Annotated in this window: 28 protein-coding genes; 26 read left to right on the top strand and 2 right to left on the bottom strand. The window is 40.8% G+C overall.

Annotated features, from left to right (window positions below):
* Positions 1-31: 31 nt before the first annotated feature.
* Both F0Q01_RS07095 and F0Q01_RS07090 read right to left on the bottom strand, forming a co-directional pair.
* Complete coding sequence (locus tag F0Q01_RS07095; protein ID WP_090487775.1) at positions 32-1,399, bottom strand: MATE family efflux transporter; 1,368 nt, start codon at positions 1,397-1,399, stop codon at positions 32-34.
* Positions 1,400-1,435: 36 nt separating this feature from the next.
* Entirely contained in the window at positions 1,436-2,323 is an 888-nt protein-coding gene (locus F0Q01_RS07090) for a class I SAM-dependent methyltransferase (protein WP_090487772.1), read from the bottom strand.
* 489 nt (positions 2,324-2,812) lie between these two features.
* On the opposite strand from F0Q01_RS07090, the gene rpsJ reads away from it, so the two are divergent.
* The 26 genes from rpsJ (at position 2,813) to infA (ending at position 15,585) form a co-directional block, all read left to right on the top strand.
* Entirely contained in the window at positions 2,813-3,124 is a 312-nt protein-coding gene (gene rpsJ / locus F0Q01_RS07085) for a 30S ribosomal protein S10 (RefSeq protein WP_015548360.1), read from the top strand.
* A 169-nt stretch (positions 3,125-3,293) separates the two neighbouring features.
* Entirely contained in the window at positions 3,294-3,977 is a 684-nt protein-coding gene (rplC, locus tag F0Q01_RS07080; RefSeq protein WP_015548359.1) for a 50S ribosomal protein L3, read from the top strand.
* Positions 3,978-4,006: 29 nt separating this feature from the next.
* The gene (rplD, locus tag F0Q01_RS07075) at positions 4,007-4,627 is read left to right on the top strand and encodes a 50S ribosomal protein L4 (protein ID WP_090153845.1); all 621 of its coding nucleotides are present in this window, start codon (positions 4,007-4,009) and stop codon (positions 4,625-4,627) included.
* Positions 4,627-4,926 carry a 50S ribosomal protein L23 gene (rplW, locus tag F0Q01_RS07070; protein ID WP_028248325.1) on the top strand — a complete coding sequence of 100 codons (300 nt, stop codon included), beginning with the start codon at positions 4,627-4,629 and terminating at the stop codon, positions 4,924-4,926. Before rplD ends, rplW begins: the two co-directional genes overlap by 1 nt.
* Positions 4,927-4,988: 62 nt before the next feature.
* The gene (rplB, locus tag F0Q01_RS07065) at positions 4,989-5,831 is read left to right on the top strand and encodes a 50S ribosomal protein L2 (protein ID WP_090153843.1); all 843 of its coding nucleotides are present in this window, start codon (positions 4,989-4,991) and stop codon (positions 5,829-5,831) included.
* An 11-nt stretch (positions 5,832-5,842) separates the two neighbouring features.
* Positions 5,843-6,124 carry a 30S ribosomal protein S19 gene (gene rpsS / locus F0Q01_RS07060; protein ID WP_028234427.1) on the top strand — a complete coding sequence of 94 codons (282 nt, stop codon included), beginning with the start codon at positions 5,843-5,845 and terminating at the stop codon, positions 6,122-6,124.
* Between the two features lie 22 nt (positions 6,125-6,146).
* Positions 6,147-6,536, top strand: a complete 390-nt coding sequence (rplV, locus tag F0Q01_RS07055; protein WP_015548354.1) for a 50S ribosomal protein L22 — start codon at positions 6,147-6,149, stop codon at positions 6,534-6,536.
* 11 nt (positions 6,537-6,547) lie between these two features.
* The gene (gene rpsC, locus F0Q01_RS07050) at positions 6,548-7,207 is read left to right on the top strand and encodes a 30S ribosomal protein S3 (protein WP_090153841.1); all 660 of its coding nucleotides are present in this window, start codon (positions 6,548-6,550) and stop codon (positions 7,205-7,207) included.
* 1 nt (position 7,208) lies between these two features.
* Positions 7,209-7,637, top strand: a complete 429-nt coding sequence (gene rplP / locus F0Q01_RS07045; RefSeq protein ID WP_072914961.1) for a 50S ribosomal protein L16 — start codon at positions 7,209-7,211, stop codon at positions 7,635-7,637.
* Positions 7,637-7,843 (top strand): 50S ribosomal protein L29, encoded by a 207-nt coding sequence (gene rpmC / locus F0Q01_RS07040; RefSeq protein WP_015548351.1) that lies wholly within the window; start codon positions 7,637-7,639, stop codon positions 7,841-7,843. The genes rplP and rpmC overlap by 1 nt, the downstream gene beginning before the upstream one ends.
* 39 nt (positions 7,844-7,882) lie before the next feature.
* On the top strand, positions 7,883-8,137 hold the full coding sequence (gene rpsQ / locus F0Q01_RS07035) for a 30S ribosomal protein S17 (protein ID WP_028234423.1): 255 nt from the start codon (positions 7,883-7,885) through the stop codon (positions 8,135-8,137).
* A gap of 18 nt (positions 8,138-8,155) precedes the next feature.
* Positions 8,156-8,524 (top strand): 50S ribosomal protein L14, encoded by a 369-nt coding sequence (gene rplN, locus F0Q01_RS07030; protein WP_015548350.1) that lies wholly within the window; start codon positions 8,156-8,158, stop codon positions 8,522-8,524.
* A 12-nt stretch (positions 8,525-8,536) separates the two neighbouring features.
* Entirely contained in the window at positions 8,537-8,848 is a 312-nt protein-coding gene (rplX, locus tag F0Q01_RS07025) for a 50S ribosomal protein L24 (protein ID WP_015548349.1), read from the top strand.
* A gap of 22 nt (positions 8,849-8,870) precedes the next feature.
* Positions 8,871-9,416: a 50S ribosomal protein L5 gene (rplE, locus tag F0Q01_RS07020; protein ID WP_090153839.1), complete on the top strand. Its 546-nt coding sequence runs from the start codon at positions 8,871-8,873 to the stop codon at positions 9,414-9,416.
* Between the two features lie 10 nt (positions 9,417-9,426).
* Complete coding sequence (locus F0Q01_RS07015; RefSeq protein ID WP_028242194.1) at positions 9,427-9,612, top strand: type Z 30S ribosomal protein S14; 186 nt, start codon at positions 9,427-9,429, stop codon at positions 9,610-9,612.
* A gap of 40 nt (positions 9,613-9,652) precedes the next feature.
* On the top strand, positions 9,653-10,054 hold the full coding sequence (rpsH, locus tag F0Q01_RS07010) for a 30S ribosomal protein S8 (RefSeq protein ID WP_090153837.1): 402 nt from the start codon (positions 9,653-9,655) through the stop codon (positions 10,052-10,054).
* Between the two features lie 89 nt (positions 10,055-10,143).
* Positions 10,144-10,683, top strand: a complete 540-nt coding sequence (gene rplF / locus F0Q01_RS07005; protein WP_033153082.1) for a 50S ribosomal protein L6 — start codon at positions 10,144-10,146, stop codon at positions 10,681-10,683.
* Positions 10,684-10,701: 18 nt separating this feature from the next.
* Positions 10,702-11,070 (top strand): 50S ribosomal protein L18, encoded by a 369-nt coding sequence (rplR, locus tag F0Q01_RS07000; protein WP_028234418.1) that lies wholly within the window; start codon positions 10,702-10,704, stop codon positions 11,068-11,070.
* Positions 11,071-11,081: 11 nt separating this feature from the next.
* Complete coding sequence (gene rpsE, locus F0Q01_RS06995) at positions 11,082-11,591, top strand: 30S ribosomal protein S5 (protein WP_090153835.1); 510 nt, start codon at positions 11,082-11,084, stop codon at positions 11,589-11,591.
* A 13-nt stretch (positions 11,592-11,604) separates the two neighbouring features.
* The gene (rpmD, locus tag F0Q01_RS06990) at positions 11,605-11,790 is read left to right on the top strand and encodes a 50S ribosomal protein L30 (protein ID WP_015548343.1); all 186 of its coding nucleotides are present in this window, start codon (positions 11,605-11,607) and stop codon (positions 11,788-11,790) included.
* A 17-nt stretch (positions 11,791-11,807) separates the two neighbouring features.
* Positions 11,808-12,251 (top strand): 50S ribosomal protein L15, encoded by a 444-nt coding sequence (gene rplO, locus F0Q01_RS06985; protein WP_015548342.1) that lies wholly within the window; start codon positions 11,808-11,810, stop codon positions 12,249-12,251.
* On the top strand, positions 12,251-13,564 hold the full coding sequence (secY, locus tag F0Q01_RS06980) for a preprotein translocase subunit SecY (RefSeq protein ID WP_090153834.1): 1,314 nt from the start codon (positions 12,251-12,253) through the stop codon (positions 13,562-13,564). The genes rplO and secY overlap by 1 nt, the downstream gene beginning before the upstream one ends.
* 106 nt (positions 13,565-13,670) lie before the next feature.
* The gene (locus tag F0Q01_RS06975; RefSeq protein ID WP_090153832.1) at positions 13,671-14,315 is read left to right on the top strand and encodes an adenylate kinase; all 645 of its coding nucleotides are present in this window, start codon (positions 13,671-13,673) and stop codon (positions 14,313-14,315) included.
* Position 14,316: 1 nt separating this feature from the next.
* Complete coding sequence (gene map / locus F0Q01_RS06970; protein ID WP_090153830.1) at positions 14,317-15,117, top strand: type I methionyl aminopeptidase; 801 nt, start codon at positions 14,317-14,319, stop codon at positions 15,115-15,117.
* On the top strand, positions 15,108-15,374 hold the full coding sequence (locus tag F0Q01_RS06965; protein WP_090487769.1) for a hypothetical protein: 267 nt from the start codon (positions 15,108-15,110) through the stop codon (positions 15,372-15,374). Before map ends, F0Q01_RS06965 begins: the two co-directional genes overlap by 10 nt.
* Positions 15,367-15,585: a translation initiation factor IF-1 gene (infA, locus tag F0Q01_RS06960; protein WP_015548337.1), complete on the top strand. Its 219-nt coding sequence runs from the start codon at positions 15,367-15,369 to the stop codon at positions 15,583-15,585. The genes F0Q01_RS06965 and infA overlap by 8 nt, the downstream gene beginning before the upstream one ends.
* Positions 15,586-15,651: the final 66 nt, after the last annotated feature.

Genomic DNA, 15,651 nt, shown 5'->3' with positions numbered 1-15,651 from the left:
CCGTCTAGCTTAAGAGCCAGACGGCGTTTTTCTATGCTTCTTTAAATTCAGGATGTGAGAATTCTTTTCTAACCAGTATGAAGCAGATGGTAAATGAAAGAGCATCTGCGATTGGTCCTGCGAAAAGAACTCCATTGAAACCAAATATCATAGGTAAGAATACAATAAGTGGTGCAAGGAAAAGCACCTGTCTTGTTAGAGACATAAAGATTCCTTTGTATGGCTTTCCAATTGATGTAAAGAAATTGGAAGCAAGTGGCTGGAAAAATGCTGTGAAGATTCCGAAAAGGAATATTCTAAAGTACTTTTCACAGAACTGGAAGGATAGCTCGTCACCAGTACCAAATATTGAAACAATTTGGCGAGGGAACAATTGGAAGCAAGCCCAGCTAGTGAAAGTGATAATTGCGGCAAGTTTTAATGCAAGATAAAATGCACTCTTAACTCTCTTATAATTTTGAGCACCGTAATTAAAACTAATAATTGGCTGAAGTCCCTGAGATATACCAATTACAAATGAAAAACAGATTCCGTTAACTTTTGAAATAATACCTGCACATGTAATAGGAATATCTGAACCGTAAATTGACTGAGCACCGTAATGACCCATTACATGGTTCATTACAATCTGAACAATCATCATTGCAATCTGATTGATAAATGGTGCAGTACCAAGAGCTGCGATTGAACCGATAATGGCAAGGTCTGGAATGAAATGTTGCTTTTCAAGCTTTACTGTTTTGAATTTTTTAAGATAAACAAGAACCATAAAACCGGCAACATACTGACCGATAATTGTGGCAACAGCAGCTCCTTTCATTCCCCAGTGAAACACTGCAACAAAGAGGAAATCTAAAACAGTATTGATTACGGCGCCAGTTACATTGATTGCCATAGTCATATTTGGACTGCCGTCAGCTCTAACAATATGTGCACCACCTGCAGAAAGAATGAAAAGTGGATAGCCTAGTGCACAGATTCGTGAGTACTCAACGGCGTAAGGTAATATATTTTCAGTTGCGCCGCATCCAATAAGAATAGGCTCTAAGAAAAGCTCTGTAACAATAAGAAGAACAAATCCACCTAAAAGCATAAGTGAAATTGCGTTTCCTATATAATAGCCCGCCTTTTCTGTTTCACCTCGTCCCATGGCAAGGTTGAATGTAGAAGCTGCGCCAATTCCGCAAAGCAGGGCAATGGAAATATTTAAAATTGAAAGTGGAAACTGAATATTTGTGGCACCATTTCCAAGTGGGCCAACAAAGTTTCCTATGAAGAGCTGATCCACCATGTTGTAGAGTGAGCCTACGAGCATGGCGATGATGCTAGGAATAGCAAATTTTCTAAGAAGCTTTCCAACAGGTTCAGTTCCAAGTGGGTTTTGCATTGTTGTAGTCATAAATAATTCCTTCTTTATAATAATGTAGCTGTTGGTTTATTTCCTGGTCCAACGACCGCTGGCACCGCATGGAAGTACAAGACCTGACTCAGTGACAGGAAGACCAATTTCATCAGCTGTTACTTCTCCAGGATGATTTTTCAAAAGAGCAGTGCTAATCATATAGTTAAGCACAGCAGGCTGAAGACCTGTTGTGTATGAGTTAACTAGGAAAAATAGAGCGTCATCTGCAAGAATCTGCTCACAAAGCTGGATAAATGGGAAAATATCATCCTCGATTTTCCAAACTTCATTTTTGGAACCTCTTCCGTATGAAGGAGGGTCCATGATTATGCCGTCATATTTATTGCCACGGCGGATTTCTCTTTCTACGAATTTACGGCAGTCATCTACAAGCCATCTTATTGGTGCATCTGAAAGACCAGATGAGGCTGCATTTTCTTTTGCCCACTGGACCATACCCTTTGAAGCATCCACGTGAGTAACCTGAGCGCCTGCTGCGGCTGCAGCAAGTGTAGCGCCACCTGTGTAGGCGAAAAGGTTAAGTACCTTTACCGGGTGATTCTTTTCTTTTATTTCCTTATTTATAATAGAAGAAAACCAATCCCAGTTTACAGCCTGCTCAGGAAAGAGGCCTGTATGCTTAAATGCAAAAGGCTTTAGGTTAAATGTAAGCTTCTTGTTGCAGATAGGATAGCTGATGGTCCACTGCTCTGGTAAATCAAAAAACTCCCACTCGCCACCACCTTTATTTGAACGATGATAATGAGCGTTAAGCTTCTTATAATAAGGAGAGGATTTTTTAGTGTTCCAGATTACCTGTGGATCAGGTCTAAGTAGAACATAATCTCCCCAACGCTCTAGTTTCTCACCAGAGCTACAATCTATTATTTCGTAATCCTTCCAATTATTAGCTGGTTGCATGATTTACTAATGTTACTATGAACAGTAACTATCCTTTCTATATTATATATGTACTTTACAAATGTGTTTGCTTTGACTATTATACTGAAAGATTATTAATCTTCAATGATTTCTAGTTCAAAAAATTCATTTCAACCACAAGATTTAGTTGTTTTTAAAATTGTACTAAATAAAATACAATAATTTTTATCTTTTTCTTGCTAGTATTCCCTTTCTCGTGTATATTATTACTTGCTGTGACATGATAGCTGTGAAGCGTGAGGTTGCAACCTAGTTACTCAGGTTGGTTTTCCGTGGAGCGAATGTCAAGTTAGGAAACTGACGACAAGTCACTGTACAACAGAAAACCGTCCGCATTTGCGGAGACGACGTGTGAGAACTTGGTTCGAACTTTGAGTTTTAAACCATGATACACACGGGTAAGTGTACAGTCGCCACTTGTTCGATTTTTCAGAAATTAGAAAAACGAAAAAGGAGGAGACTTTTTTTATGGCAAATCAAGTTATGAGAATCACACTCAAGGCTTATGATCATGAGTTAGTAGATTCATCTGCCAAGAAAATCATCGAGACTGTTAAGAAGAACGGAGCACAGGTTAGTGGTCCTGTACCTCTTCCAACAAAGAAGGAAGTTGTTACAATTCTTAGAGCTGTACATAAGTACAAAGACTCTCGTGAGCAGTTCGAGCAGAGAACTCATAAGAGATTGATTGATGTCATCGACCCAACACAGAAGACTGTTGAGGCACTTTCTAAGTTAGAGATGCCAGCAGGTGTTGAGATCAGCATCAAGAACAAGTAATTGAGTTCATTAATCATGTAAACATCCAAGATGGTTTTATATAGAAGCAACTTAGATTTCTTATCTAGTTCCACTTATATGACACTGTTCTAGGATGAACGGTTCCGCTACCCCAGTATTGATTAGATGGGCAAGAAGCGTTCCGCTGTAGAAAATGGAGGTAAGAAAAATGAAGAAAGCTATTTTAGCTACAAAGGTCGGAATGACTCAGGTCTTCAATGAAGGCGGCGAGCTTATTCCTGTAACTGTACTTTCTGCTGGTCCATGTGTTGTTACACAGATCAAGACAGTAGAGAACGACGGTTACGATGCAGTTCAGGTTGGCTTTGTTGACAAGAAGGTTAAGCTTGTTAATAAGGATGCTAACGGACGCAAAGAAATCATTCATCGCAATGGCGTAAACAAGCCAGAGAAGGGTCACTTCGATAAGGCTGGTGTTGAGCCAAAGAGATTTGTTAGAGAGTTCAGATTTGATAATTGTGCAGATTATGCGCTCGCTCAGGAAATCAAGGCTGATATCTTTGAGGCTGGTGACAAGGTTGATGCAACAGCTACTTCAAAGGGTAAGGGATTCCAGGGCGCTATCAAGAGATTAGGTCAGCACAGAGGACCTATGGCTCATGGTTCTAAGTTCCACAGACATCAGGGTTCAAATGGTGCATGTTCATCACCTAGCCGTGTATTCAAGGGCAAGGGTATGCCTGGTCAGATGGGCGGAACAAGAGTTACAATCCAGAATCTTGAGATTGTACGTGTTGACGTTGAAAACAATCTGCTTTTAGTAAAGGGTGCTGTTCCAGGACCAAAGAAGTCTCTTGTAACAATTAAAGAGTCAGTTAAAGCAGGAAAGTAATCTTACGATAGGAAAGGAGGAACTTAGCGATGGCTAAAGTATCCGTATATAATATGGAAGGCAAAGAAGTTGGCACCATGGATCTTAACGACAGCATCTTCGCAGTTGAGATTAATGAGCACTTAGTTCACATGGCAGTTGTCCAGCAGCTTGCAAATAACCGTCAGGGAACACAGAAGGCTAAGACACGTTCTGAGGTTTCTGGTGGTGGTAGAAAACCTTGGAGACAGAAGGGAACAGGTCATGCAAGACAGGGTTCTACAAGATCTCCACAGTGGACAGGTGGTGGCGTAGTATTCGCTCCAACACCAAGAGATTATTCATTCAAGCTTAACAAGAAGGAGAAGAGAGCAGCTCTTAAGTCTGCACTTACTTCAGTTGTTAATGAGAACAAGTTCATCGTTGTTGATGAGTTAAAGCTTGATGCTATTAAGACAAAGGATTTCGCAAAGGTACTTACAAACCTTAACGTTGAGAAGGCTCTTGTAGTTCTTGATTCTAACGATAAGAACGTAGTTATGTCTGCAAAGAACATTCCTACAGTTAAGACAGCTCTTACAAACACAATCAACGTATATGACATCCTTAAGTACAACACAGTAGTTGTTACAAAGGCTGCTGTTGATCAGATTCAGGAGGTGTATGCATAATGGCAAACGTACAATATTATGACGTAATCCTTAAGCCTGTAATCACAGAGAAGTCTATGAACGCTATGGCTGAGAAGAAATACACATTCCTTGTTCATCCAGAAGCTAACAAGACTATGATTAAGGAAGCTGTTGAGAAGATGTTCGACGGAGTTAAGGTTGCTTCAGTTAACACAATGAACGCTGATGGCAAGACAAAGAGACGTGGAATGACTTACGGAAAGACAGCAAAGACAAAGAAGGCTATCGTTCAGCTTACAGCTGATAGCAAAGACATCGAGATTTTCTCAGGTCTTTAAAATAATTTAATGTATGCGCAGTCGAGCGCGATAATAAACGAGTTTTTGAAAGGAGAAAAGAAATGGGAATTAAGACATATAACCCATATACACCTTCGAGAAGAAATATGACTGGTTCTGATTTCGCTGAGATCACAAAGAACTCACCAGAGAAGTCACTTGTTGTTTCACTTAAGAAGCACGCTGGTCGTAACAATCAGGGTAAGATTACCGTTAGACATCATGGTGGCGGTAACAGACAAAAATATAGACTTATTGATTTCAAGAGAAATAAGGATGGAATTCCTGCAAAGGTTATTGGTATCGAGTACGATCCAAACAGAACAGCTAACATCGCTCTTATCTGCTACGCAGACGGCGAGAAGGCTTACATCCTTGCTCCAGCTGGTCTTACAGACGGCATGACAGTTATGAACGGTGCTGACGCTGAAGTTAGAGTTGGTAACTGCTTACCACTTGAGAAGATTCCAGTTGGTACACTTATTCATAATGTTGAGCTTTATCCAGGTCGTGGCGGACAGCTCGTTCGTTCAGCTGGTAACTCAGCACAGCTCATGGCTAAGGAAGGAAAGTATGCAACACTTCGTCTTCCTTCAGGCGAAATGAGAATGGTACCTCTTAACTGCCGCGCATCTATCGGTGTAATCGGTAACGGTGATCACAACCTTGTTAAGATCGGTAAAGCTGGTCGTAAGAGACACATGGGTATCAGACCTACAGTTCGTGGTTCTGTTATGAACCCTAATGACCATCCACATGGTGGTGGTGAGGGCCGCGCTCCTATCGGACGTCCAGGTCCATGCACACCTTGGGGCAAGCCAGCTCTTGGTCTCAAGACAAGAAAGAAGCACAAGCAGTCTAACAAGCTCATCGTAAGAAGACGCGATGGTAGAGCAATCAAATAAGGAGGATACACATGGCACGTTCATTAAAAAAAGGACCATTTGCTGATGCAAGCTTATTAAAGAAGGTTGATGCTATGAACGCTAGCGGCGACAAGTCAGTTATCAAGACATGGTCACGTCGTTCTACAATCTTCCCACAGATGGTTGGACATACAATTGCAGTACATGACGGAAGAAAGCACGTTCCAGTATATGTCACAGAAGACATGGTTGGACACAAGCTTGGAGAGTTCGTTGCTACAAGAACCTACAGAGGTCACGGCAAGGACGAGAAGAAGTCAAAGGTACGCTAATTAACAGAAAGGAGTTTTAATCATGGCTAAGGGACATAGATCTCAAATTAAACGTGAGAGAAACGATGTAAAGGATACAAGACCTTCAGCAAAGTTATCTTATGCTAGAATGTCAGTTCAGAAGGCTTGTTTCGTACTTGATGCCATTCGTGGTAAGGATGTTGATACAGCTCTTGCTATCGTAATGTACAATCCAAGATACGCTTCAAGTGTTATAGAGAAATTACTTAAGTCTGCTATTGCAAACGCTGAGAACAATAACGGCTTAGATCGCAAGGACCTTGTAGTAGCTGAGTGCTATGCAAACAAGGGACCTACAATGAAGAGAATTAGACCAAGAGCACAGGGTAGAGCTTACAGAATCGAGAAGAGAATGAGCCACCTCACAATCGTGCTTGATCAGAAAAATTAAGGAGGCAAAACATGGGACAGAAAGTTAATCCTCATGGCTTAAGAGTCGGTGTTATTAAGGACTGGGATTCTAAGTGGTATGCTGAGGGCGAGAACTTCTCAGACTACTTAGTTGAAGACTATAATATCAGAAAATTTCTTAAGAAGAAGCTTTACGCTGCAGGCGTTTCTAAGATCGAAATCGAGCGTGCTGCTGGTAGAGTAAAGGTAACTGTTTATACAGCAAAGCCAGGCGTTGTTATCGGTAAGGGCGGCGCTGAGATCGACAAGATTAAGAGTGAGCTCCAGAAGCAGACAAGCGATAAGCTTGTTGTAGATATCAAGGAGATCAAGAGACCAGATCGTGATGCACAGCTTGTTGCTGAGAACATCGCAGGTCAGCTTGAGAACCGTGTATCATTCCGTAGAGCTATGAAGTCTTGCATGGGTCGCGCTATGAAGACTGGTATCAAGGGTATCAAGACAAGCTGTTCAGGACGTCTTGGTGGTGCTGATATGGCTCGTTCAGAGTCTTACAATGAAGGTACTATTCCACTTCAGACACTCCGTGCTGATATCGATTATGGATTCGCTGAGGCTGACACTACTTATGGTAAGGTTGGTGTAAAGGTATGGATCTATAAGGGTGAAGTACTTCCAAAGAAGAAGAATGTGGAAGGAGGAGCTCAATAATATGTTAATGCCAAAGAGAGCGAAGCACAGAAAGCAGTTCCGTGGGAACATGGCTGGAAAAGCTTCAAGAGGAAATAAGATTGCATACGGTGAGTTTGGTATCGTTGCAATGGAGCCAGCTTGGATTAAGTCAAATCAGATCGAGGCTGCTCGTATCGCTATGACACGTTACATTAAGCGTGGTGGTAAGGTTTGGATCAAGATTTTCCCAGACAAGCCAGTTACTGCAAAGCCTGCTGAAACTCGAATGGGTTCAGGTAAGGGTACACTTGAATATTGGGTAGCTGTTGTTAAGCCGGGCCGTGTATTATTCGAGATCTCAGGAGTATCTGAGGAAGTTGCTAGAGAAGCACTTCGTCTCGCTACACATAAACTTCCTTGCAAGTGCAAGATAGTTTCCCGTGAGGATTTAGAAGGCGGTGAAGCATAATGAAGAATACAAAGTACGTAGAAGATTTAAAGAACACTTCAGTAGCAGAGCTTAATGCTCAGCTCGTAGAAGCTAAAAAAGAACTTTTCAACTTAAGATTCCAGAATGCTACAAACCAGTTAGATAACACAGCAAGAATTCGCGAAGTTCGCCGTAACATCGCTCGTATTCAGACTGTTATCACAGAAGCTGAGAAGAATGCGTAATAACGAAGAATCTTAATTATTTGAAAGGAGATCAAAGACGTGGAAAGAAACTTAAGAAAAACACGTACAGGTGTTGTTGTAAGCGACAAGATGGATAAGACAATCGTTGTTGCAATCCGTGACAATGTAAAGCATCCACTTTACAACAAGATCGTTAAGAAAACATATAAGCTTAAGGCTCACGATGAGAACGGCGACGCTCACATCGGTGATACAGTAAAGGTTATGGAGACTAGACCACTCTCTAAGGATAAGAGATGGAGACTTGTTGAAGTAATCGAGAGAGCAAAATAATTAAAGGAGGCTACTATAATGGTACAACAGGAAAGTAGATTAAAGGTAGCCGATAATACTGGAGCAAAGGAAATCCTTGTTATCCGTGTTATGGGTGGATCTACAAGAAGATATGCCAACATTGGCGACGTAATTACTGCTACCGTTAAAGATGCAACACCAGGTGGCGTTGTAAAGAAGGGTGACGTTGTTAAGGCAGTAGTTGTTCGTTCAGTAAAGGGTGCCCGTCGTAAAGATGGTTCTTATATCAAGTTTGATGAAAATGCTGCAGTCATCATCAAAGATGACAAGACTCCAAGAGGAACTCGTATTTTTGGACCTGTAGCTAGAGAGCTTCGTGAGAAGCAGTTCATGAAGATTGTTTCTCTCGCTCCAGAAGTATTGTAGGAGGAAGAGTAGATGGCAACAATGAAAATTAAAAAGGGCGATACTGTTCGTGTCATCGCTGGTGGCGATGTTAACAACGAAGGTAAGGTTATCGCAGTAGATAAGAAGAATAACACCGTTACAGTTGAAGGTGTTAACATGGTTAAGCGTCATGTTAAGCCTAGCATGGCTAACCAAGCAGGCGGTATCATCGAGCAGGAAGCTCCTATCGATGCTTCAAATGTTATGTTACTTCATAACGGTCAGCCTACACGCGTTGGCTTCAAGATGGACGGAGATAAGAAAGTCCGTTTCGCTAAGAAGACTGGCGAAGTGATTGACTAATTGAAGAAAGGAGAACAGTTCGTTGAGTAGATTAAAAGATCAGTATCTTAATGATATCGTACCAGCAATGGTAGAGAAGTTTGGATACAAGAATATTATGGAAGTTCCTAAGATCGAAAAGATCGTTGTCAACATGGGTGTTGGCGAAGCAAAGGACAACGCAAAGCTTCTTGAGTCTGCAGTCAAGGATATGGAAATGATTACAGGCCAGAAGGCAGTTACAACAAAGGCTAAGAATTCAGTTGCTAACTTCAAGATTCGTGAAGGTATGGCAATCGGATGTAAGACTACACTTCGTGGAGAGAAGATGTATGAGTTCGCAGATCGTCTCATCAACCTTGCACTTCCACGTGTACGTGACTTTAGAGGTGTAAATCCTAATTCCTTTGATGGTAGAGGTAATTATGCACTTGGTATCAAGGAGCAGATTATCTTCCCAGAAATCGAGTACGATAAGATCGACAAGACTCGTGGTATGGATATCATCTTTGTAACTACAGCTAAGACAGATGAAGAGGCTAGAGAATTACTTCGTTTATTCAACATGCCTTTCGCTAAGGAAGCATAGGAGGAAAGTTATGGCAAAGAAGTCAATGAAAGTTAAGCAGCAGCGCAAGGCTAAGTTTTCTACACAGGAATACAGCCGCTGCAAAATCTGCGGTCGTCCACATGCATACCTTAGAAAGTATGGTATTTGTAGAGTATGTTTCCGTGAGTTAGCTTACAAGGGTCAGATCCCAGGCGTTAAGAAAGCTTCATGGTAAGATAACGAACACAGATTGAAAATTAGGAGGAAATTGCATCATGACAATGAGTGATCCAATAGCAGATATGCTTACAAGAATCCGTAATGCAAATACTGCAAAACATGATACAGTAGATGTTCCTGCATCAAAGATTAAGGTTGCAATTGCAGACATTCTTGTTGATGAAGGATTTATCACAAAGTATGACATCGTTGATAATGGTAACTTCAAGGATATCCGTGTTACATTAAAGTACGGTGCAAACAAGAACGAGAAGATTATTTCTGGTATTAAGAGAATCTCTAAGCCAGGTCTTCGTATTTATGCTGGTAAGGACGATATCCCATACGTTTTAGGTGGACTTGGTATCGCTATCCTTTCTACAAACAAGGGCATCATCACAGACAAGGAAGCTCGTAAGCTTCAGGTTGGTGGCGAAGTTCTTGCATATGTTTGGTAATCATTTCCAGACATTAAGTAACTAATTACCTAAAAGTATAACCCGGTTATAGAAGCCGGACATACTATCATATTTAAGGAGGTACGGGCATGTCACGTATAGGAAGAATGCCAATCGCAGTTCCAGCTGGAGTTACAGTTGAGATTGCAGAAAATAATCATGTGACTGTAAAAGGTCCTAAGGGTACTCTTGAGAGAACACTTCCATCTGAGATGGATATCAAGCTTGAGGGTGCAGAAGTTGTTGTTACTAGACCTAATGATTTAAAGAAGATGAAGTCTTTACATGGTCTTACAAGAACACTTATCAACAACATGGTTGTTGGTGTTACAACAGGCTATGAGAAGACTCTTGAAGTTAACGGTGTAGGTTACAGAGCATCAAAGGCTGGTAAGAAGCTTACTCTTAACCTTGGTTACTCTCACCCAGTAGAGATGGAAGATCCAGAGGGTATTGAGTCAACTGTTGACGGAAATAAAATTATCATCAAGGGTATCGACAAGGAAAAGGTTGGACAGTACGCTGCCAACATTAGAGATAAGAGAAGACCTGAGCCATATAAGGGTAAGGGTATTAAGTACGCTGATGAAGTTATTAGACGTAAAGTCGGTAAGACCGGTAAGAAATAGTAAAGGAGTGAATGTAAAATGGTAAGTAAGAAATCTAGACAAGTAGTTCGCCAGACAAAGCATAGAAGACTTCGTAACACTCTAGCCGGTACAGCAGAAAGACCACGTCTTGCAGTGTTCAGAAGCAACAATCACATGTATGTTCAGGTTATTGATGATACATGCGGAAATACACTCGTTTCAGCATCTACTCTTGACGCAGACGTTAAGGCAGATCTTGCAAAGACAAATAACGTAGAAGCTGCTTCAAAGCTTGGTACAGTTATTGCTAAGAAGGCACAGGAAAAGGGAATCAAGGAAGTCGTATTTGACAGAGGTGGTTACATTTATGCCGGCAAGGTTGCAGCTTTAGCAGATGCAGCTAGAGAAGCTGGATTAGAATTCTAGGAGGAGAACACATGAAACGTGAAATCATTGACGCTAGCCAGTTAGAGTTAACTGAGCAGGTTGTAGAAATTAAGCGTGTAACAAAGGTTGTTAAAGGTGGACGTAACATGCGTTTCACAGCTCTTGTTGTAGTAGGCGATAAGAACGGACACGTTGGCGCTGGACTTGGCAAAGCAGCTGAAATCCCTGAAGCTATCCGCAAGGGCAAGGAAGATGCTATGAAGAAGCTTATTACAGTTAAGCTTGATAACAACCACAGTATTACACATGACATCCAGGGCAAGCACACTGGTGCTTCTGTACTTCTTAAGAAGGCTCCAGAAGGTACTGGTATCATCGCTGGTGGTCCAGCACGTGCCGTATGTGAGCTTGCAGGTATCGGAAACATCCGTACAAAGTCACTTGGATCATCAAATAAGCAGAACGTTGTTCTTGCTACTATCGAGGGACTTAGAGCTCTTAAGTCGCCTGAGGAAGTAGCTAAGGCTCGTGGCAAGAAGGTTGAAGACATTCTTGCTTAAGGAGGAAAGTAAAATGGCAGAGAAGAAGTTAAGAGTAACACTCGTAAAGTCTACAATCGGTGCTGTTCCTAAGAACAAGAAGACTGTAGAAGCACTTGGCCTTAGAAAGGTCAATAAGACTGTTGAGCTTCCTGACAACGACAGCGTTCGCGGAATGCTTAGAATGGTCAATCACTTAGTAAAAGTTGAAGAAATTTAATAGAAGGAGGTGCCATAATGGATTTATCTAACTTACAGCCAGCAGAAGGCTCAAAGCACAGCGATAATTTCAGAAGAGGCCGTGGTCACGGTTCAGGAAATGGCAAGACTGCTGGTAAGGGTCATAAGGGACAGAAGGCTCGTTCTGGCGGAAGCATTAGACTTGGATTCGAAGGTGGACAGATGCCTTTATACAGACGTCTTCCTAAGCGTGGTTTCAAGAATAGAAATACAAAGGAAATCGTTGGTATCAATGTTTCTTATTTAGAGAGATTTGATAATGGTGCTACTGTAACTGTTGATACTCTCATCGAGAGCGGTATCATCAAGAACCCTCGCGATGGCGTTAAGATTCTTGGCGGCGGCGAGCTTACAAAGAAGCTCAACGTTCAGGCTAATGCATTCAGTGCTAGCGCAAAGGAGAAGATTGAGGCCTTAGGCGGAACAGTAGAGGTGATCTAATGTTTCAGACACTTCGAGATGCTTTCAAAATTAAAGATTTAAGAAGACGCATAGGCTTTACAATATTTATGCTTGTTATCGTCCGTCTTGGAAGCTTGCTTCCAACTCCGGGCGTTAACGGAAGCCTTGTGGCTAGCTATTTCAAGGAAAATAGCAATACAGGATTGAATTTCTTTGATTCAATCACTGGTGGTTCTTTCTCATCAATGTCAGTATTTGCATTGAATATCACACCATACATTACTTCTTCTATCATTATGCAGCTTCTTACTATAGCTTTTCCAAAGCTTGAAGAGATGCAGCGTGATGGTGAAGCAGGCAGAAAGAAGATGACACAGATTACTCGTTATCTTACTGTTGCTTTAGCTTTGGGTGAATCAATTGCTATGGCTATCGCATTTGGAAAGAGTGGCTATCTTTTAAAGTTTAGTCCATTATATGTAATCTTAGTAGTAGCATCTCTTACAGCTGGTTCAGCAGTGTTAATGTGGATCGGTGAGAGAATCACTGAAAAGGGTATCGGAAATGGTATTTCTATTGTTCTTACAATTAATATCATCAGCCGTATCCCAGCTGATTTAGAGGCTCTCTATACTCAGTACATGAAAGATAAGACAATTCCAAAGGCAACTTTGGCAGCAGTTATTATCGCAGCTGTAATTATTCTTATCGTTGTATTTGTAGTAATCTTACAGAGCGCTGAGAGACGTATTCCAGTTCAGTACTCAAATAAGATTCAGGGCCGCAGACAGGTTGGCGGTAACTCATCTGTTATTCCTATGAAGGTTAATACAGCTGGTGTTATCCCAGTCATTTTTGCTCAGTCTTTACTTCAGACACCAATCATGATTGTTACAATGTTTAACAAGAATTTGACAGGTGTTTGGGCTAAGATTCTTAATGTTATGAATCAGAAAAATTGGTTCGATCCTACAAACTGGTTTAATTCAATCGGAGCAATTGTTTATATTCTCTTAATCATTGGATTTGCTTATTTCTATACAGAGATAACATTTAATCCACTTGAAATTGCAGAGAACTTAAAGCGCTCAGGCGGATTTATTCCTGGTATCAGACCTGGTAAACCAACTTCAGATTATCTTGCAGCTATTCTTAAGCATGTAATCTTTATTGGTGCAATTGGTCTTTCGATCGTAGCATTGCTTCCAATCGTATTTGACGGTTTACTTGGCACAGATGTTTCATTCGGCGGCACATCAATTATCATTATTGTTGGTGTTATCATTGAGACGTTAAAGCAAGTTGAGTCACAGATGATGGTTCGTAATTACAAAGGATTTTTAAATGACTAATAGTCATTAATGCATCTAAGGAGATACGTGGGTTATACCGCGTATCTCTTAAGGTGTTTTTAAGAGAATATTTTTAACGTAAATAACGCAGGAGGTTTTTTACATTATGAAGATTATTATGTTAGGTGCACCTGGTGCAGGCAAAGGAACTCAGGCAAAGCAGATTGCAGCTAAGTATTCTATTCCTCACATCTCTACAGGTGATATATTTCGCGCTAATATAAAGAACGGTACAGAGCTTGGCAAAAAAGCAAAGGAATACATGGATCAAGGTTTGCTTGTTCCAGATGAACTTACATGTGATCTTGTAATGGACCGCATTGCACAGGATGACGCGAAAAATGGATTTGTATTAGATGGTTTCCCAAGAACAATTCCACAGGCAGAAGCTCTTGACGCAGCTCTTACAAAGATCGGACAGTCAATGGACTATGCAATTGATGTAGATGTTCCAGATGAGAATATCATCAACAGAATGTCAGGTCGTAGAGCTTGCCTTAACTGTGGTGCTACATATCACATCGTTTCTATTCCACCAAAGAAAGAGGGCATTTGCGATTCATGTGGTAGCGCTCTTGTTTTAAGAGATGACGACAAGCCAGAGACAGTTAAGAAGAGACTTGATGTATATCATGATCAGACTCAGCCACTTATTGATTATTACAAAGGTAAGGGTATTCTTAAATCTGTTAGTGGTACACAGCCAATGGAAAAGGTTTTTGAGGATATCACAGCTATATTAGGAGCTTAGGATGTCAGAAGCAATTACTATTAAAACTGAAGAAGAAATTCAATTGATGCGTGAGGCAGGCAAGATTCTTGCTCAGGTTCACGAGACTCTTGCAAAAGAGATTCATGAAGGAATGTCTACATTAGATGTAGACAGACTCGGGGAAGAAGTTATTCGAAGCTTTGGCTGTGAGCCAAACTTTAAAGGCCTATATGGTTATCCTGCCAGCGTATGTGTTTCTGTAAATGATGAAGTTGTTCACGGTATACCTACTGCTGATCACATCCTTGTGAATGGAGATATTGTTAGTTTAGATACTGGCGTTCTCTACAAGGGATATCATTCAGATGCTGCTAGAACAGTTGGCGTAGGAGAGATTTCTGAAGAGGCAAGACTTCTTATAGAAAGAACTCGTCAGTCTTTCTTCCAGGGTATGAAATATGCAAAGGCCGGCAATCACCTTTACGATATATCAGGAGCAATTGGAGATTATGCTGAGAGTTTCGGATATGGAGTTGTTAGGGATTTGGTTGGACACGGCATTGGAAAGTCATTACACGAGGCTCCAGAGATTCCAAACTTTAGAAGAAAGTTCAGAAAAGGACCAAAGCTTTTAAAAGGAATGACATTAGCGGTTGAGCCAATGATTAACGCTGGAAGCTATGATGTTGCTTGGATGGATGATGAGTGGACAGTTGTAACAATGGATGAATCATTATCAGCTCATTATGAAAATACAATTGTTATTACAGATGGTGCTCCAGAGATTTTAACATTGACACCTTCTGAGCTTGCTAATCCGGAGGGAAATACATGGATTTAATGCTTGCTACTTCTAAGGCTGGCCACGATCAGAAAAAAGTATATGTAGTTATTGATGAGGTTGAAGATTATTTCATACTTGCCAATGGAACTACAAAGACGGTTGCCAAGCCTAAGAAAAAGAAAAAAATTCATTTACAGCTAATAAAAAATATTCCATCAGATGTGCTTGATGAGATAAAAGACATTACAGCACTTGATGATATTTCAATTAAAAGAATTCTTAAAAGTTATAATAGGAGGAACAAAGATGTCTAAGGCAGATGTTATTGAAGTAGAGGGAGTAGTTGTTGAGAAACTTCCAAATGCAATGTTTAAGGTAGAGCTTGAAAATGGTCACCAGATTCTTGCTCATATCAGTGGTAAGTTAAGACAGAACTACATTCGTATCTTACCTGGTGATAAGGTAACAATCGAGATGAGTCCTTATGATCTTTCTAAGGGAAGAATTATTTGGAGAGATAAATAAATTTTTGTTGACATACACGAAAACGCCCGCTATACTATTAAACGGACGTTTTTAGAATGTTCAAAT

Origin of the sequence: Pseudobutyrivibrio xylanivorans (assembly GCF_010906925.1) — a bacterium.
GTDB lineage: Bacteria > Bacillota > Clostridia > Lachnospirales > Lachnospiraceae > Pseudobutyrivibrio.
The sequence above is the reverse complement of the archived record's forward strand: the minus strand, read 5'-3'. Positions and strand labels throughout refer to the sequence as shown.

Excerpts from the sequence above, each read along its gene's own strand:
- F0Q01_RS07095 (WP_090487775.1), bottom strand. The coding sequence starts at position 1,399 with ATGACTACAACAATGCAAAACCCACTTGGAACTGAACCTGTTGGAAAG.
- F0Q01_RS07090 (WP_090487772.1), bottom strand. The coding sequence starts at position 2,323 with ATGCAACCAGCTAATAATTGGAAGGATTACGAAATAATAGATTGTAGC.
- rpsJ (WP_015548360.1), top strand. The coding sequence starts at position 2,813 with ATGGCAAATCAAGTTATGAGAATCACACTCAAGGCTTATGATCATGAG.
- rplC (WP_015548359.1), top strand. The coding sequence starts at position 3,294 with ATGAAGAAAGCTATTTTAGCTACAAAGGTCGGAATGACTCAGGTCTTC.
- rplD (WP_090153845.1), top strand. The coding sequence starts at position 4,007 with ATGGCTAAAGTATCCGTATATAATATGGAAGGCAAAGAAGTTGGCACC.
- rplW (WP_028248325.1), top strand. The coding sequence starts at position 4,627 with ATGGCAAACGTACAATATTATGACGTAATCCTTAAGCCTGTAATCACA.
- rplB (WP_090153843.1), top strand. The coding sequence starts at position 4,989 with ATGGGAATTAAGACATATAACCCATATACACCTTCGAGAAGAAATATG.
- rpsS (WP_028234427.1), top strand. The coding sequence starts at position 5,843 with ATGGCACGTTCATTAAAAAAAGGACCATTTGCTGATGCAAGCTTATTA.
- rplV (WP_015548354.1), top strand. The coding sequence starts at position 6,147 with ATGGCTAAGGGACATAGATCTCAAATTAAACGTGAGAGAAACGATGTA.
- rpsC (WP_090153841.1), top strand. The coding sequence starts at position 6,548 with ATGGGACAGAAAGTTAATCCTCATGGCTTAAGAGTCGGTGTTATTAAG.
- rplP (WP_072914961.1), top strand. The coding sequence starts at position 7,209 with ATGTTAATGCCAAAGAGAGCGAAGCACAGAAAGCAGTTCCGTGGGAAC.
- rpmC (WP_015548351.1), top strand. The coding sequence starts at position 7,637 with ATGAAGAATACAAAGTACGTAGAAGATTTAAAGAACACTTCAGTAGCA.
- rplN (WP_015548350.1), top strand. The coding sequence starts at position 8,156 with ATGGTACAACAGGAAAGTAGATTAAAGGTAGCCGATAATACTGGAGCA.
- rplX (WP_015548349.1), top strand. The coding sequence starts at position 8,537 with ATGGCAACAATGAAAATTAAAAAGGGCGATACTGTTCGTGTCATCGCT.
- F0Q01_RS07015 (WP_028242194.1), top strand. The coding sequence starts at position 9,427 with ATGGCAAAGAAGTCAATGAAAGTTAAGCAGCAGCGCAAGGCTAAGTTT.
- rpsH (WP_090153837.1), top strand. The coding sequence starts at position 9,653 with ATGACAATGAGTGATCCAATAGCAGATATGCTTACAAGAATCCGTAAT.
- rplF (WP_033153082.1), top strand. The coding sequence starts at position 10,144 with ATGTCACGTATAGGAAGAATGCCAATCGCAGTTCCAGCTGGAGTTACA.
- rplR (WP_028234418.1), top strand. The coding sequence starts at position 10,702 with ATGGTAAGTAAGAAATCTAGACAAGTAGTTCGCCAGACAAAGCATAGA.
- rpsE (WP_090153835.1), top strand. The coding sequence starts at position 11,082 with ATGAAACGTGAAATCATTGACGCTAGCCAGTTAGAGTTAACTGAGCAG.
- rpmD (WP_015548343.1), top strand. The coding sequence starts at position 11,605 with ATGGCAGAGAAGAAGTTAAGAGTAACACTCGTAAAGTCTACAATCGGT.
- rplO (WP_015548342.1), top strand. The coding sequence starts at position 11,808 with ATGGATTTATCTAACTTACAGCCAGCAGAAGGCTCAAAGCACAGCGAT.
- secY (WP_090153834.1), top strand. The coding sequence starts at position 12,251 with ATGTTTCAGACACTTCGAGATGCTTTCAAAATTAAAGATTTAAGAAGA.
- F0Q01_RS06975 (WP_090153832.1), top strand. The coding sequence starts at position 13,671 with ATGAAGATTATTATGTTAGGTGCACCTGGTGCAGGCAAAGGAACTCAG.
- map (WP_090153830.1), top strand. The coding sequence starts at position 14,317 with ATGTCAGAAGCAATTACTATTAAAACTGAAGAAGAAATTCAATTGATG.
- F0Q01_RS06965 (WP_090487769.1), top strand. The coding sequence starts at position 15,108 with ATGGATTTAATGCTTGCTACTTCTAAGGCTGGCCACGATCAGAAAAAA.
- infA (WP_015548337.1), top strand. The coding sequence starts at position 15,367 with ATGTCTAAGGCAGATGTTATTGAAGTAGAGGGAGTAGTTGTTGAGAAA.